The organism is Octadecabacter sp. SW4 (assembly GCF_008065155.1).
Classification (GTDB): Bacteria; Pseudomonadota; Alphaproteobacteria; order Rhodobacterales; family Rhodobacteraceae; genus SW4.
Genome location: NZ_CP042819.1, coordinates 1,580,025 through 1,595,494, shown reverse-complemented (window position 1 = coordinate 1,595,494; position 15,470 = coordinate 1,580,025). Strand labels below are relative to the sequence as shown.

The window sequence follows — 15,470 nt, the reverse complement described above, 5'->3', positions numbered from 1 at the left end:
GATTGCGTGATCGGTAAGGTGGGTTGAAACCCACGTTACCTGTCAGACCAGTCGGGCGTGCGTTTTTCGAGGAAGGCACTGATGCCCTCGTCGGTGTCGCGCTCCAGCATATTGGTGGTCATGACCTCGCCCGCATAGGCGTAGGCCTGCGCGGTCTCCATCTGGGCCTGCGCATAAAAGGCCTGCTTGCCGATGGCCACGGCGCTGGCCAGCTTGCCTGCCACCGTTTCGGCCAGCTCCTGTGTGGCGCTTGCCAGTTGATCAGCGGGCACGGCACGGTTGATCAAGCCAAGGCGCAGCGCGTCGTCAGTGTCGATGAACCGCCCCGTGGTCAGCATTTCAAAGGCGGCCTTGCGCGGGATGTTACGGGTCAGGGCGACCATCGGCGTTGAACAGAACAGCCCGATATTGACGCCATTGACGCCAAAGCGCGTGCCATGTGCCGCCACGGCCATGTCACAGGTCGCAACCAGCTGGCAGCCCGCGGCGGTGGCGATGCCGTGGGGCATGGCAATGACAGGTTGCGGGATTGACTGAATGCGCAACATCAGGGCTGCGCAGCGCCTGAAAAGATCGGCGAAATAGGCGGCCCCGCCATCGGCACCTGCGCGCCCGGCTTGCATTTCCTTCAGGTCGTGACCAGCGCAAAAACCCTTGCCTTCGCCCGACAGGATCACTGCGCGCACCGTGCGATCCTTGGCGATATCATCCAGCGCGCCGTGCAGCGCGGCCAGCATCGCATCACTCAGCGCGTTCAGCCGCGCGGGCGCGGTCATGCGCAGATGCGCCACTGCGTTTTGATCATCGCGCGTGAAAAGCATGGCGTGCCTCCTTGTTCTTTGGGTTGTTTCACGGCAACTCTAGGCGGGCAACAGGGCCGAGGGAAGACATGGGATTACAAATGGACAAAGCGGCGCTTAACGCCTTTCTGGTGCATCAGTTCCCGCAGGTTGCCGCCCAGTATGCGATTGAAGACGTCGGCGAGATGTGTCTGACCCTGCGCCTGATCGCCGCAGAACAGCACCTGCGCCCGGGCGGCACCGTGTCCGGCCCTGCGATGTTTGGTCTTGCCGATGTCGCCACATATCTGGCGATTCTGGCGATGATCGGCCCTACGGCTTTGACCGTCACGACCAATGCCAATATCGATTTCATGCGCAAACCGGCGGCGGGCGTCGATCTGATCTGCAAGGCGCGGGTGCTCAAGCTGGGTCGTGTGCTGGCCGTGGGCGATGGGCTGATCTATGGCGTGGGGCAGGCGGACCCTGTGGCGCGCGCCGCTTTGACCTATTCGATTCCACCCCAATCGGTGCCATTGGCCTGACACCGCGCACAAATTACCCGCTATTCTGTGGGGGAGGGATGGCGGCCAGGACAATCGGGCCTAAGCTATGGGGTAAAATAATACCGCATTTTTAAGATACTGTTTTGCAATGATTTTTAGCGATACGTGGCCCTTGACTGCGCGCGCAAACCCTGTAGAACACCCCAATCCTAATTTCCCAGCTTTTTAAGGGCACTCCGATGAAAACCTATTCTGCTACCCCGGCAGACATCGACAAGAAATGGATCCTGATCGACGCCGAAGGCGTTGTTCTGGGCCGTCTTGCCGTTGTGATTGCGACCCGCTTGCGCGGCAAGCACAAGCCGTCTTTCACCCCGCACATGGATATGGGCGACAATGTCATTGTCATCAACGCCGACAAGGTGCAGTTGACCGGCAACAAGCGCGATAAGCCGAACTACTGGCACACCGGCCACCCCGGCGGCATCAAGTCGAAGACAACCGGCGAAATCCTCGAGGGTGCCCACCCCGAGCGTGTCGTGATGCAGGCCGTCAAGCGCATGTTGCCCGGCAACCGCCTGTCGCGTCAGCAAATGACCCATCTGCGCGTCTTTGCAGGGACCGAACATGGCATGGACGCCCAAAAGCCCGAAGTTCTGGATGTCAAATCCATGAACAAAAAGAACACGAGGACTGCATAATGGCCGATCAAGTGAACTCCCTCGAAGAGCTGGGCGCTGTGGCCGAAGGCGTCGAAGCGGCACCCGTCGTTGAAACCATCACCCGCGAGCCTGTCCGCGACGATCTGGGCCGTGCCTATGCCACCGGCAAGCGCAAGGATGCGATCGCCCGCGTCTGGATCAAGCCCGGTTCGGGCAAGGTCACCGTCAATGGCCGCGAAATGAAAGTCTATTTTGCACGCCCCGTGTTGCAGATGATCCTGCGCCAGCCGTTTTCGGTTGCCGGTGTCGCTGACCAGTTCGACGTCAATGCCACCGTCAAGGGCGGCGGCTTGTCCGGTCAGGCCGGTGCGGTCAAGCACGGGATCTCGAAAGCGTTGCAGCTTTATGATCCGTCCCTGCGCGGCGCGCTGAAAGCCGCCGGTTTCCTGACCCGCGACAGTCGCGTTGTGGAACGCAAGAAATACGGCAAGGCCAAGGCCCGCAAGAGCTTCCAGTTCTCCAAGCGTTAAGTTTGGCGATATGGTTTTGGAAAGGGCGCCCCAGCGGGGCGCCCTTTTTGTGTTTGGTATTGCTGGAGAGTTATGGCATCCCACAAATGGTAATGAATCCATCAGTATTCTTCGATCAACACAATTTTTGTAAGGTATTCACCGTATGGCAGGCGACTTTCGATGGATTGGTTATGTTGTAGTTGTAGCGATAGCTTTGCTCTCGCTTTTCTTTGCATTTTCGAAAGGTGAAAAATGGTGGCAAAAGAACCCTTCAAAACTTGGTTTCAAGTGGGGTTACTTTTACATTGTTAATACTACTATTGGAATTGGATTGATTGCGTTTGTAATTGCGCTTCTTGGGTTCGCCGACGGTGATTTGAGAACCATAATTACTGGAGTCACGGCGCTTGGGATTCTGTCTATTATACATCGTCAAGCAATCCAAAGACGACGGTGGGCTTTGATCCTTACGACAATCTTGTCGCTAAATTTACTCTGGATGATTATCAATATTTTCTATCTCCGCAATCGTTGGCCTGAATTTCGCGCCGAAAGCGCAGAACGAAACCCGAGAATGTCGCGGCAAAGTGGCATAGGTGTGAATCAGGTTAAACGATATGCTGGCACAATCCCGCAAACTTGGCGGATCGCCATCTTTGCTGCACTAAGTTGGGTTTTGGCTGTTGGCGTTTTCGTCGTGTTGTTTTCGCCTTACGGAAGTTACATGCGCGATGATGATATGATGCATATGATATACGTAATGTTTCTCCCAAGTGGGGTTGGGATGGGGCTCTATTGGGCCTACGAGCGGTTTGTTCGTTAGTCTCTTTCAACATGCTGGCAAGTCCCACGCACTAGATTATGCCACGCGCCCGAACCGAGGGGTGGAAGCAAAGCGCCCGCCCCGTGGGGGCGGTTCGGGCGCTGCCAAATCTTTGATTTGGCAAAGTGTTTATTCGAACGGTTTGATCGGCCCCAATCCACGCAGATAAACGCCGTCCTCGCTTTCAAGCAGATATTGAGGCGGGACGGGCTTTCGGTGCCGAGGCTGCACCGGTAAAGAGTTTCATTGCGCCGTGGGACATCGCCCGGAGGCGCGCTGAAAGCCGCCGGTTTCCTGACCCGCGACAGTCGCGTTGTGGAACGCAAGAAATACGGCAAGGCCAAGGCTCGGAAGAGCTTCCAGTTCTCCAAGCGCTAGTCTTGCATCAACGATGCGTTTATTGTTTCAGGGACCGCCAGTCTTGGCGGTCCCTTTTTCGTATCGCAACAAAAAACGCACGCCCGAAGGCGTGCGCATTTGCGGGTCAGTGACCGCGCGGTTTTAGCTGTCGGTTGCTGGCATCATGTTGATTGCGGCTTCCATGCCGGCCTCGCGGTGGCCGGGAACGTTGCAGGCAATCAGGATATCTTCGGCGTCGCCGCTGAAGGTCCAGACCAGTTCGGCGGATTCACCGGGGGCCAGCAAACGGGCGTTGGCATCGGCGTGCATCATCCCGGCTTCCAGCATCTTGTCGTGGTAAAGTTCGCGGGTGGACATCATGCCGCCGCGCAGCATCGTTGTCATTTCACGCAGGTGGGCGTCCTGCATCGCATCGGTGCCGATGTTGAATTCGTGAACGGCACGGCCTGTGTTAACCATGACAAACTTGATGGTTTCGCCCTGCTTGATATCATAAGAGCCGGGGGTGAAATACATTTCGCCCATATCGACCTCGATCACCCGGTCGATGGTTGAGACATCGCCCGACTGGCCGATATTGGCGTCCGCATCGTGGCCGACATCGGCCAGTGATACAGTTGCAAATGTAGCTGCGCCAAAACTCGCCAGGGCGATCTTTGCAACGCTTGATTGGAACATAGACATCGTGTGGTCCTTCTTTGAGTGTGTGCCAGCCGATATCTCCGACCTCATGCCCCCCACGCATTTGTTGGCGGGGCAATCGGGATGTGGATCATCGGTCAGCGGTTTCGAATTTCTCCTGCGCACCGGACTTTGGCGTCCGGCCTCTGTGGCATGGGTTGACACTATCGCGCAGCGCAGCACTTGACTTTGATCTCGATCAAAGGTCGGGCGTAATGCAAAAAACTTGCCTTGAGGCGCCGCAGGCGTGGTGGCCGCGCTTTGGGTGCTAGTCGTCGGGTTTGATCAACCCCAGCCCGCGCAGATAGATGCCGATACCGCTTTCCAGCAGGTCTTCGGGCGGGAAGGGGGATTTGGTGCCCGGGCTGCCACGGGCGAACAGTTCGACCACCCCGTGCGACATCGCCCAGATATGGGCGGAAAACATCTGCGGGGGCGGGCGCTTGTTTGCGGGGATGTGTTGGCTCAGATCCTCGGCGGCCTTTTCCAGCACCCCCAGTGCACGGGTCGCGGCGGCGTTCAGGGCAGGGGTGCGCTGGATCGAAATGCCGCTTTCAAACATCGCCACGTAATGCCCGGGAAAGCGGCGCGCGAAGGCCAGATAGGCGCGCCCTGTGGACTCGAAGGCGGCCAGTGCCGATGGCTGGCCCTTGTCATAGGCGTGGTCTAGCAGATCGGCGAAAATCTCGTAACCCTGACGTGCGGCTTCGGCGATCAGGTCTTCGCGGCCCTCAAAATGGCGATAGACGGCGGCCGGGGTCACACCCGCCTCGCGCGCGGCCTCCGAGAGGGTGAAACCGGTCGGGCCCTTGGTTTCGATCAGCCGCAGGGCGGCCGTGATCAAGGCCTCGCGCAGATTGCCGTGATGATAGCCGCGCTTGCTCACTTGGCGGACCAGAGTTCGGGGCCACCGGCGACCTTTGCATCGACCCGCCCCAAGGCATCCGCGTCTTTGCGGGCATAGTCGATCTGGGTCAGCACGGCGCGGATGGCGTTGACGCGGGCGCGGCGTTTGTCGTCACTGCGCACCACGATCCAGGGTGTCGTATCGGTGTGGGTGCGGGCCAGCGTTTCGGCGATCGCGTCCGTATAGGCAGCCCAGCGTTTCAGCCCCTCGACGTCGATCCAGCTGAGTTTCCATTGTTTGAGCGGGTCTTTTTCGCGGTCCAGAAAGCGTTGCAACTGTGCCGCGCGATCGACGTTCAGCCAGATCTTGAAGACCATGATGCCTTCGTCTACCAGCATCTGTTCAAATGGCACCACCTGGGTGAACCAATGGGCGCGCTGCTGCGGGGTGCAAAAGTCAAACACATGCTCGACCACGCCCCGGTTATACCACGAACGGTCAAAGAACACGATTTCACCCGCGGTCGGCAGGTGCTCGATATAGCGTTGGAAATACCACTGGCCGGCTTCTGCCTCGGTCGGTTTGGACAGCGCCACAACGCGGGCACCGCGCGGGTTCAGGTTTTCGCGAAACCGTTTGATCGTGCCGCCTTTGCCCGCTGCATCGCGCCCTTCAAAGACAATGGCGATCCGCGCACCACTTTCGCGCGCCCAGGCCTGCATCTTGACCAGTTCGATTTGCAGGGCAGCCAGCGCCTCCTCGTATTCGCTGCGCTTCCAGCGCTTGTGATAGGGGTAATCGGTGGACAGTATCTCGCCCTTCTTGGCGCCCTTGATTTCAGAGCGCACGGCGTCGGGGGCGGTGTTGTTGAAAAACGCGCTGATTGCGCCGTCAAATGGCAGGTCCATAGGATACTCCGGTATTTTGGGCAGTATGGGCGGGACGGGCGGCTAGCGCAATCGGGACGCCGCGGCGGCGCGGTTGATCGCGGCAATCACCTCATCCGGGGCCACGTGATGTGGCATGTGGCCGATCCCATCCAGCACGGTCAGGTTGGCCTGCGGAATTTGCCGCGACAGCGGGATTGAATGGATATCAAGCGGCACGATGGTGTCGGCGTTGCCGTGGATGATTTCGACGGGAATCGTGATTTCGCCATAGCGTTTTGACATTTCAACCACATGCGGGCGCAGGCTGTTGACCTGCCGCCCGTTGGCGCGAAACGGGGCGCGCCGCGTGGTCAGGGTTGCGCCAACGTAATGGGCATAGCCATCGGGTGCGTCTTGTGGCTCAAAGATGCTGGCGATATTGTCCTCGATCCGCTGCTGGCTGGCGAATGCGGTGATCAGCGGCGGCAGCAATGCACCGCCGACAGCCGTGCCGTTGATCCGGTAAAGCGCGCCCAGCTTGCCCGGCCAGGGGTTCGAGGGGGCGGCGACGTTGATCACCGCCGCGATATTATCGGGACGTTCCAGCGCCCAGGCCAGCGCGACCGTGCCGCCAAAGGAATGGCCCAGCACGATGGGCCTCTCGGCGCCAAGTTGTTGGGCGGCGGCCTGAAGCATGATCGCCTGCTCAGCCGGGCTTTCGGCGGCCCGGTTGAACGGGCCACCAAATTCATCGCTCGCCCGGTCGCTATAGCCCAGCCCGGGGCGGTCAAACACGATCACGCGGTAGTCTTCCTTGACCAGATCGACAAAGGCAAAGGTAAAATCGCGCGTATTGCCGCTGGCGCCGTGGATCAGCACCAGATCGGGGCCGCTGCCTTCCATGACGTAGTGCACGCGCTGGCCGTTCACGATAACGAAATCACCCTCGGGCGGGTAGTCCACCTCGGCCTGTGTCTCGCGCTGGTCGGCGCGTTTGTCCACAAAGGTGCCGCCTGCGGTCAGCAGGGCAAGCGCGGCGAGTGAGAGTTTAATGGCCAATTTCATTCAAATCATACGGTGTGGACTGATACACTTGGGTCAGCCAGTTACCATATAGAAGGTGTGCGTGACTTCTCCAGCGATTTTGCGGCGGTTTCGTCGGGTCATCGTTCGGATAGTAGTTTTGCGGCACGTTGATCGGCGTGCCTGTCGCCACGTCGCGATCATATTCTTCCTTGAGGGTGCCGCTGTCATATTCGAAGTGGTTGAAGATATAGAGCGCACGATGCGCGGGGTCTTCGACCAAGCACGGGCCCGCATCGGGGCTGGTGATCAGGGTGCGCAGGCCGGTCGCGGCGTCGATTTCATCCTGGCGCATCTCCGTCCAGCGGCTGACGGGAATCACGCAATCATCTGAAAAACCGCGTAAATATGGTGATGACGCATCCGTCACATAATGGCGGAAACAGCCGAATGCCTTGTGATCCAGCATGTGTTTTTTGATGCCATGAAAGTGGTTGATCATCGCCATGCCGCCCCAGCAAACGCCAAAGGTGGAATGAACGTGGGTCTGGGTCCAGGCGAAGATCTCGCGCAGTTCGTCCCAATAGGTGACCTGATCAAAGGGCAGGTGTTCGATTGGCGCGCCGGTGATGATCAGCCCGTCGAAACGTTCGTTTTTCACCTCGCCGAAGGGGCGATAGAATTCTTCCATATGTTCGGCAGCGGTGGTTTTGGCCTCGTGATCGCTCATCTTGATGAGGGTCAGCTCGATTTGCAGCGCGGTTGCACCGATCAGGCGGGCAAACTGGGTTTCGGTCTGGATTTTCTTGGGCATCAGGTTCAGCAGGGCGATCCGCAGGGGGCGGATATCCTGACGGGCGGCCTGATCTTCGGACATGACGTTGACGCCCTCGCGGGTGAGGACATCAAAGGCGGGCAGGTCGGCGGGAATCTTGATGGGCATTGTCTTGCTTTCGGCGAAGGTGGGACAGGCGCTAGGCCGGCAGGGAGCGGGCGATCAGGGCGTCAAAATCCGCCGGGCTGCGCAGATCTGCGATCGCTTCAGCCGTGACGGTGACACCCCAGCGCGACATTCGCTCGTAAAGTGGCTGGCGGTGCGCCAGCGCGCTGGCATAGGTCCAGCGGATGAAGTCATCAGGATTAACATCACCTTCTGACAGATTGTTTTCATTCAGATATCTGTCCCAGCAATCTGCCAGAAAATCAGGGCGATAGGCCATCGGTTTTGGCGCCTTGTCAAAGCGGCGCACCAGTTCTGCGGTGTGTGCATCGCTGCCTTTGATCCAGACCATCAGGCAGTTCTGCGATAGCATCTGCATCAGAGGATCATCATCCGTGCCATTGACCCATTCACAGATCGACCCGCCGGTATCGCAGATGAAATGCGGATAGCCATAAAGCGCGCCCGCACGGTCAATGAAATGCGGTGTGTCATTGAGCGCGGCAATCTCGGCGGCCTGAAACTGCGCCTGGCGCCGCTTGAATTCCGCCATTGGCAGGCCACCTTGGGCCGGATCGCCCGGTTTGCCCAGATAGGTGGACACAGGTGTCAGATTATCAAACGTGATGTTCGAGCCGATATAGATGCTGTCCGACAGCAGCAAATCGCGCAAGAACGGCACCTGCATCGCTTCGCGCTTGGCGTTGTCGGCGATCAATTCGCCCATATAGCGCGTGCCGATCCGGTAATCGACCGAGTAGTGAAACCAATCGCCGCTGGCGCGCAGCATGTTGGACACATGGGTTTTCCCAAGGCCGGACATGCCGAACAAAAGCACCCGCTTTTGCGGGGCATTCAACCAATCGGATGCGGTTTCATAAATCATGCCCGTTAGGTAGCGCGCGCGCCCCAGCCCTGCAACGAAAAAGCCCCGCCGGTTGGGCGGGGCTGATGTTGTGTGATATTGACGTGGCTTAGAAGTTGTAAGCCATCTTGAGGCCTACGGCCACGGCAGTATTGTCGTTAAACACGCCGCCGATGGGTGGCACGGTTACTGCATCACCGATCCAGACGTAACGCAGGCCGCCGGAAATCTCGAGGCCGTTGCCAAGGTCATAGGCCCCACCAAGCTGAAGGCTGGTATAACCGTCCGTTGGCCCCAGATTCCCTGTTGGCGTGCCGGTGCTGCGCTCGTGGCCAATCGAAACCGAGGCCGCGAAATTGTCCGAGAAACGACGCCCAACGCCAACGTTATAAGTGATGACATCGTCAGTATATGACACAATGTCGCCAACGGGCGGGGTGCTGTCGGTCAGTGTCACACCGTCCCAGGCGGCATAGCGGATCGAGCCAAACAAGAGCGTGTCGGCGGCGATACCTGTCTGGAAATCGAGGTTGACGGATTCAGGCATGTTCGCAGTCAGGTCGCCTGCGCTTCCATCGAGCGAAAAATCAAGCGCGCTGGAATAGGTCAGGGCGATGCGCATTGCGATATCCGGACGTTCGTATGCGGCACCGATAACGTAGCCTGTTGCACTATCAGGTGAATAAACCGATGAATAAGCACCTGCGGGCAGTGGGGCAGATGTAATGCCGGTGTATTCACCGCTGGCGGTCACATGACGCACGCCTGCATGGACGCTAAAGTTCTCATTGATCCGGTAACGGCCAATCACCGTTGTTCCTAGGGACTCCACCTTGGCAGAAGACCCCGCAAGAGCATAGCCAGGATCGTCATATGAAACCGACGCGCCAAATGGCTGGTCAAGAATGACCGCAAGCGACAGCGCATCGGACAGATCGGTCTTCAGCGCAAAACCGATTTGCGTATAATCGACGCCGATATTGCCCGAAGCCTGACCGAAGGCTGTGCCGCTGATGCTTGGCGAAACCATCCCAAACGTCAGTTCGACGTAATCGCCGTCTTCAAAGATTGCTGTGATCGGCTGACCAGAACGGTCAATCCCACCCGCGGTGGCCATCGTGGTGGTCGCAAGCAGGGCGGCGCCTGCGGTCATAAACTTGTTCATACTCTCTTCCCTGTGTGTTGCGCGTTGCCTGCGCAGATCCTCGTCCCGGCACCATTGCTAAAGTCCGGATCACGTTTCGGTCAATTCTTTACGCAACGTCAAAGTTGTATTCGCGCCGTAGCGTTACTTTTGCGTTACTAAGGGCGCTTTTGCCTGTCCGAACCGGATGTTGAGGTAGTTGCCGCCAAAGATCAGCGCCGCCCCGACAAACACCAGCGGATCAAGCACTTCGCCGTAGAACTGCGCACCGATCAGGGCGATTACCGGCAGGCGCACGAAATCCATTGGCATCACCACGCTGGCCGGTGCAATCCGCAAGGCCGAGGTCAGGCAGAAATGCGCCAGCAAGCCCGCACAGCCGATCAGCAAAAGCCAGGGCAGTGTTTGCGCGCTTGGCAAGGCCATATCGCCGTCAAATCCCGCAAAGATCAGGCCAAAGACCGCCTGCATCGCCGTGAGATAGAACAGGATACAGGTGATCGTTTCGCTGCGGGTCAAGCGGCGTGTCAGGATGGCCGAAATGGCAAACCCCACGGCGCTGAGCGCGGCGGCGATTACCCCTGCGCCAAGCGGCGTCGCACCGGGCTGGGCAACCAGCAGGATGCCCGTAAAACCGATCAGCGCGGCAATCACGCCGATCCGGGTCAGCCGTTCCCCAAGGATCAGCGGCGAAAGCATGATCACCCAGAGTGGTGTCGTGAATTCCAGCGCGAAAACCTGCGCCAGCGGGATCACGGTGATCGCAAAGAACCACAGATTCTGCCCCGAAAAATGCGCCAGATTGCGGATCAGGTGGATGCCAAGATGGCGGCGGCTGATCTGGCGCAGGGTGCCTGCCGCGCTGGCCACGATCAAGACGATGCCCAGCCCGAACAGGCTGCGGTAGGTCATGATTTCAAAGGTATCAAGGTCGAAGCTGACAGCGCGTCCGGCAATCGCCATCGCCGTGAATGACGCAATTGCGCCGGTCATCCACAGGGCTGCTTGCAGGGTTGGTGACATGGTGGAACCTTGACTGTTTCAAAGCATGTGACACAGCCCGCACATTAAGAAAAGGCTGCGTGGGGGTAGGGGGGCGCTGCCCCCGTCCTCGCGGACTCCCCCGGAGTTGTATTGAACGGAAGACGACCGGGTTATCGCAGCCAGTCCAGCCGATCCGCGGGGGCCATACCGAATGCCCCACCAAGGCTGTAGGCCATCGCGCGGGCAGCATTGAACCACAGCGCCAGCGTTTCGCGCAGGATGATCCGGTGGTTGATCCGCCCCGATACGGGATCGCGCCGCACGGTGTTCGACATGACCAGTGAAATATCGGGCTGGTCGCGCCCCAACTGCCATGCCGCCCAGCGCAGCGATGCCCAGCTACGGGGCAGGTGAAAGCCCTCGCTGACGATGATGATCCGTTGTGCATCACTGATCAGTGGCAGGGAAAACAGGCCGTTTTGTAGCGTCGATTGCGCGCGCCCTTCGACGATCAGATCAGTGGCAGGCACACCATAGTCCTGGGCCAGCGCCGCCATCTGCCCGCCTGCGCTGGGGCCATCGGGACTGGCCGTTCCGCCCGTGGTCAGCACCCTGGGCGCGACACCGGCGGCGTAAAGCTGGGCGCATGTGGCGACCCGGTCAATGCTGGCGGGGGCAAGCGTGCCATCGGGCCGCATCCCCGCACCAAAGCAGATGATCACATCCGCCGGGGCCAGATCAGTGGTGTCCGTTTCGGGCCAGGCCAGCATCCACCCCAGCACCGCCATCAGGGTCAGCGCCCAAATAGCCACTCCGCAGATCAGCAGCCTGCGCAGAAGACGGGCTATTCCCACTCGATCGTGCCGGGGGGTTTGGAGGTGATATCATAGGTGACGCGGTTGATGCCCGGCACCTCGTTGATGATCCGCGTGGCCGTTTCACCAAGGAAATCATGGGAGAACGGGTAATAATCCGCGGTCATCCCATCGACGGATGTGACCGCACGCAGGGCACAGGCAAAATCATAGGTGCGCCCGTCCCCCATCACACCGACCGTGCGCACGGGCAGGATGGCGACAAAGGCCTGCCAGATATCATCATAAAGCCCGTGACGGCGGATCTGGTCGATATAGACCGCATCGGCGCGGCGCAGGATATCAAGCTTTTCGCGGGTGATCTCACCGGGGCAACGGATTGCGAGGCCCGGGCCGGGGAAGGGGTGACGCCCGATGAACGACGGCGGCAGGCCCAGTTCGCGGCCCAGCTCGCGCACCTCGTCCTTGAACAACTCGCGCAGCGGTTCGACCAGTTTCAGGCCCATCTTTTCGGGCAGGCCGCCCACGTTGTGATGGCTTTTGATTGTGACCGAGGGACCGCCGGAAAAGGACACGGATTCAATCACATCGGGGTAAAGTGTGCCCTGGGCCAGAAACTCGGCGCCCGCGATCTGATTGGCGTATTTCTGGAACACATCAATGAACAGGCGGCCAATGATCTTGCGCTTGGTTTCGGGGTCGCTTTGGCCATCAAGCTCGCCCAGGAACAACTCCTGCTCGTCGGCGTGGATCAGGGGCATGTTATAGTTGTCGCGGAACATCGTGACGACTTCCTCGGCCTCGTGCTGGCGCAGCAGCCCGTGATCGACAAAAACACAAGTCAGCTGATCACCGATCGCTTCGTGCAGCAGCACAGCGGCGACCGATGAATCCACACCGCCCGATAGCCCGCAGATGACCTTTTTGTCGCCGACCTGTTCGCGGATCTTGCGGATCGCTTCTTCGCGGTAGGCGCCCATCGTCCAGTCGCCGTGAAACCCGGCGATGCGGACGAAATTTTCATAAAGCTTCGCGCCGTTGGGCGTGTGATGCACCTCGGGGTGGAATTGCACCGCATAGAAATTGCGCGCCACATCGGCAGTGATCGCGAAAGGGGCATTGGGCGAGGTGCCGTAAACCTCGAACCCCGGCGCGATGCGTGAAACATGGTCGCCGTGGCTCATCCAGACCTGTTCCTTGTCGGTCAGAAACCAGCCATCGAGCAGATGCAGCGTGTTTTTCGGCGTGACATAGGCGCGCCCGAATTCAGCCGTGCCGTGGCCGCGTTCCACATGGCCGCCCAGTTGCGCCATCATGGTTTGCTGGCCATAACAGATGCCCAAAACGGGCACGCCCAGTTCAAACACCAGTTGCGGGGCGCGCGGGCTGCCGTCACGCGTCACACTGTCCGGCCCGCCCGACAGGATCACCGCCTTGGGGGCGAAATCGGTCAGAAAGGCGTCGGTGACGTTCTGATAGGGGTGAATTTCACAATAGACGTTGAGTTCGCGAAGGCGGCGCGCAATCAGCTGCGTCACTTGCGATCCGAAGTCGATGATCAAAAGGCGGTCGTGTTGGGCTTGAATATCCATGACGCCTCGTAAATCGGAACTTGGGGTGGTGCAAGATGTGGTGAACATGCGCAATGTCGCTTTTCCCCCCCATGCGCCGCAAATCCGTGCAGGGCGCGGGGGGCGCGGGTGTAGGTTTGCGCAAAACAGATTCTATTGGGATGATCGCCATGACCGAAGCAGCAGCAGAACCAGCACGTGCAGGCCGCCGTGGGCGTGGTGGTGGCGGGGCCGCGCGGCGCGCCGAACGCACCGCCGTGTCAGTGGAAACGGCCAAGTATATCCAGCGCAATATCCCCAACTATGAAATCCTCGACGAGGCGGCGTTGGATGTGATCCAGGCCAACGCCGAACAGATTTTGGAAGAAATCGGCGTGGCATTTGTCGACAATCCAGCCGCGTTGGAACGGTGGAAGGCCGCGGGGGCCGATGTCAGCGGCGAGCGTGTGCGCATTCCCAAGGGGTTGGCACGCAAATTGTGTGAAACCGCGCCCGCGACATTCACCCAGCACGCCCGCAACCCTGAACGTTCTGTTGAAATCGGTGGCAAGAGCCTTGTGCTGGCCCCCGTCTATGGCCCGCCGTTTGTACGCGACGCGACCGGCGGACGCCGCTATGCCACGATCGCGGATTTCCAGAAATTCGTGAAGCTGGGATATATGTCGAAATGGCTGCACCACTCGGGCGGCACGGTTTGCGAACCCACCGATGTGCCGGTGAACAAGCGCCATCTGGACATGTTGCTGGCGCATATGACGCTGAGCGACAAACCCTTCATGGGCTCGGTCACCGAACCCGAGCGCGCGCAGGACAGCATCGAGATGTGCGAGATTCTGTTCGGCAAGGACTTCGTGGCCGACAACACGGTCCTGGTGAACCTGATCAATATCAATTCGCCGATGACGTTTGATGCGACGATGATGGGCGCCTTGGAGGTCTACGCCGCCCATAATCAGGCCTGCATCATTTCGCCGTTCATCGTTGGCGGGGCGATGGCACCGGTATCTGTGGCCGGCACCCTGACCCAGGTCTTTGCCGAAGTGCTGGCCGGTGTCGCCTATTCGCAGCTTATCCGCGCCGGTGCGCCGGTCATTTTCGGGGCTTTCGTGACCTCGATCGACATGAACTCTGGCGCGCCCACATTCGGCACGCCCGAGGCGGCGCATATCACCTATGGGGCCGGGCAGTTGGCGCGGCGCATGGGGCTGCCCTATCGCAGTGCGGGGTCGTTCTGTGGATCAAAGCTGCCAGATGCGCAGGCCGCCTATGAAACCGCGAACAGCCTCAATATGGGGCTGCTGGCGGGGGTGAATTTCATGCTCCATTCCTGCGGCTGGCTCGAAGGCGGCCTTGTCGCCAGTTTCGAGAAATTCGTCATGGATGCCGATCAGCTGGGCACGCTGCACCATCTGGCCAAGGGTGTCGAAATGGACGAGAACGCGCAGGCGATGGACGCGATCCGCGAGGTTGGCCCCGGCGGGCACTATCTGGGATGCGCCCATACGCAAGCGAACTTCAAGACCGCGTTCTGGCGCTCGGACCTGTTTGATTACAAGCCCTTCGAGACATGGGACGAGGAGGGCGCGCGCGACACCCAGGCCCTCGCCAGCGTTCGTGTGCAAAAACTGGTCGATACCTACGTGCAGCCGCCGCTTGATCCCGAAATCCATGCTGCCCTTACCGCCTACGTCGAGGCGAAAAAGGCCAGCATGCCCGACAGCTTTATGTAGCGACGACTGATGGGCGGGACGTGGCGCGCAAGATCCGTGCCTCGCCCATGATGGCGATCAAAAGATCCAGATGGCGGGCGATGCCATACTCGGCCTGTTTGGCTGTGCGTTGCCCGTCCATGACCGATTCCAGCTCTAACAGCATCATCAGCGCCTGTGCCGGGCGGGGCAGGTGATCTGTGCGTAGCACGCGGCGCAAATGCCGCTCGCGGTCATAATCGTCCAAACCAAAACGGGCAGCATTGACCAGCAATTTCGGGCGCTCCAACGCGCCAACCATCCCCAAAACATCCAACATGAGCAGCATCCTTTTGTTTCCAGCCTGTGGACAATTACACAACCTATGCGGGTGTTGCGCA

At 59.5% G+C, this 15,470-nt stretch carries 16 protein-coding genes and 2 pseudogenes; 6 read left to right on the top strand and 12 right to left on the bottom strand.

All coding sequences use genetic code 11. The features are described from left to right. Positions 1-35: 35 nt before the first annotated feature. Positions 36-827: pseudogene (locus FTO60_RS07870) on the bottom strand (enoyl-CoA hydratase); the annotation flags it as partial. Between the two features lie 62 nt (positions 828-889). Between FTO60_RS07870 and FTO60_RS07865 the strand changes: the two are divergent. From FTO60_RS07865 to rpsI (FTO60_RS07845), 5 genes and pseudogenes are all read left to right on the top strand, one after another. Beyond that, complete coding sequence (locus FTO60_RS07865; RefSeq protein ID WP_148055440.1) at positions 890-1,324, top strand: PaaI family thioesterase; 435 nt, start codon at positions 890-892, stop codon at positions 1,322-1,324. A gap of 200 nt (positions 1,325-1,524) precedes the next feature. Next, complete coding sequence (gene rplM / locus FTO60_RS07860; RefSeq protein WP_148055439.1) at positions 1,525-1,986, top strand: 50S ribosomal protein L13; 462 nt, start codon at positions 1,525-1,527, stop codon at positions 1,984-1,986. Then, a complete protein-coding gene (rpsI, locus tag FTO60_RS07855; RefSeq protein WP_148055438.1) occupies positions 1,986-2,477 on the top strand; it encodes a 30S ribosomal protein S9 in 492 nt (163 codons plus the stop codon). Before rplM ends, rpsI (FTO60_RS07855) begins: the two co-directional genes overlap by 1 nt. 145 nt (positions 2,478-2,622) lie before the next feature. Further along, entirely contained in the window at positions 2,623-3,282 is a 660-nt protein-coding gene (locus FTO60_RS07850) for a hypothetical protein (RefSeq protein ID WP_148055437.1), read from the top strand. 270 nt (positions 3,283-3,552) lie between these two features. Then, positions 3,553-3,660: pseudogene (gene rpsI / locus FTO60_RS07845) on the top strand (30S ribosomal protein S9); the annotation flags it as partial. 123 nt (positions 3,661-3,783) lie between these two features. On the opposite strand, the gene FTO60_RS07840 reads toward rpsI (FTO60_RS07845), so the two are convergent. The 10 genes from FTO60_RS07840 to guaA form a co-directional block, all read right to left on the bottom strand. Next, entirely contained in the window at positions 3,784-4,326 is a 543-nt protein-coding gene (locus FTO60_RS07840) for a plastocyanin/azurin family copper-binding protein (RefSeq protein ID WP_254696927.1), read from the bottom strand. 265 nt (positions 4,327-4,591) lie between these two features. Next, a complete protein-coding gene (locus tag FTO60_RS07835; protein WP_148055436.1) occupies positions 4,592-5,209 on the bottom strand; it encodes a TetR/AcrR family transcriptional regulator in 618 nt (205 codons plus the stop codon). Next, positions 5,206-6,078 carry a polyphosphate kinase 2 gene (gene ppk2 / locus FTO60_RS07830; protein ID WP_148055435.1) on the bottom strand — a complete coding sequence of 291 codons (873 nt, stop codon included), beginning with the start codon at positions 6,076-6,078 and terminating at the stop codon, positions 5,206-5,208. Before ppk2 ends, FTO60_RS07835 begins: the two co-directional genes overlap by 4 nt. Positions 6,079-6,120: 42 nt before the next feature. Beyond that, positions 6,121-7,104 (bottom strand): alpha/beta fold hydrolase, encoded by a 984-nt coding sequence (locus tag FTO60_RS07825; RefSeq protein ID WP_148055434.1) that lies wholly within the window; start codon positions 7,102-7,104, stop codon positions 6,121-6,123. Then, on the bottom strand, positions 7,088-8,005 hold the full coding sequence (metA, locus tag FTO60_RS07820; protein ID WP_148055433.1) for a homoserine O-succinyltransferase: 918 nt from the start codon (positions 8,003-8,005) through the stop codon (positions 7,088-7,090). The genes FTO60_RS07825 and metA overlap by 17 nt, the downstream gene beginning before the upstream one ends. Before the next feature lie 31 nt (positions 8,006-8,036). Continuing rightward, positions 8,037-8,888, bottom strand: a complete 852-nt coding sequence (locus FTO60_RS07815) for an ATPase (protein WP_148055432.1) — start codon at positions 8,886-8,888, stop codon at positions 8,037-8,039. 88 nt (positions 8,889-8,976) lie between these two features. Beyond that, complete coding sequence (locus FTO60_RS07810) at positions 8,977-10,032, bottom strand: outer membrane protein transport protein (protein ID WP_148055431.1); 1,056 nt, start codon at positions 10,030-10,032, stop codon at positions 8,977-8,979. Positions 10,033-10,155: 123 nt separating this feature from the next. Beyond that, positions 10,156-11,034 (bottom strand): DMT family transporter, encoded by an 879-nt coding sequence (locus FTO60_RS07805; RefSeq protein WP_148055430.1) that lies wholly within the window; start codon positions 11,032-11,034, stop codon positions 10,156-10,158. Positions 11,035-11,165: 131 nt separating this feature from the next. Further along, entirely contained in the window at positions 11,166-11,807 is a 642-nt protein-coding gene (locus FTO60_RS07800; RefSeq protein ID WP_148055429.1) for a YdcF family protein, read from the bottom strand. 32 nt (positions 11,808-11,839) lie between these two features. After that, positions 11,840-13,402 carry a glutamine-hydrolyzing GMP synthase gene (gene guaA / locus FTO60_RS07795; RefSeq protein WP_148055428.1) on the bottom strand — a complete coding sequence of 521 codons (1,563 nt, stop codon included), beginning with the start codon at positions 13,400-13,402 and terminating at the stop codon, positions 11,840-11,842. Between the two features lie 149 nt (positions 13,403-13,551). Here guaA and FTO60_RS07790 point away from each other — a divergent pair, with 149 nt between their 5' ends. After that, positions 13,552-15,111 carry a trimethylamine methyltransferase family protein gene (locus tag FTO60_RS07790; protein ID WP_172623843.1) on the top strand — a complete coding sequence of 520 codons (1,560 nt, stop codon included), beginning with the start codon at positions 13,552-13,554 and terminating at the stop codon, positions 15,109-15,111. Here the strand turns inward: FTO60_RS07790 and FTO60_RS07785 are convergent. Further along, a complete protein-coding gene (locus tag FTO60_RS07785) occupies positions 15,104-15,409 on the bottom strand; it encodes a DUF6477 family protein (protein WP_148055427.1) in 306 nt (101 codons plus the stop codon). The genes FTO60_RS07790 and FTO60_RS07785 overlap by 8 nt on opposite strands. Between the last annotated feature and the right edge of the window lie 61 nt (positions 15,410-15,470).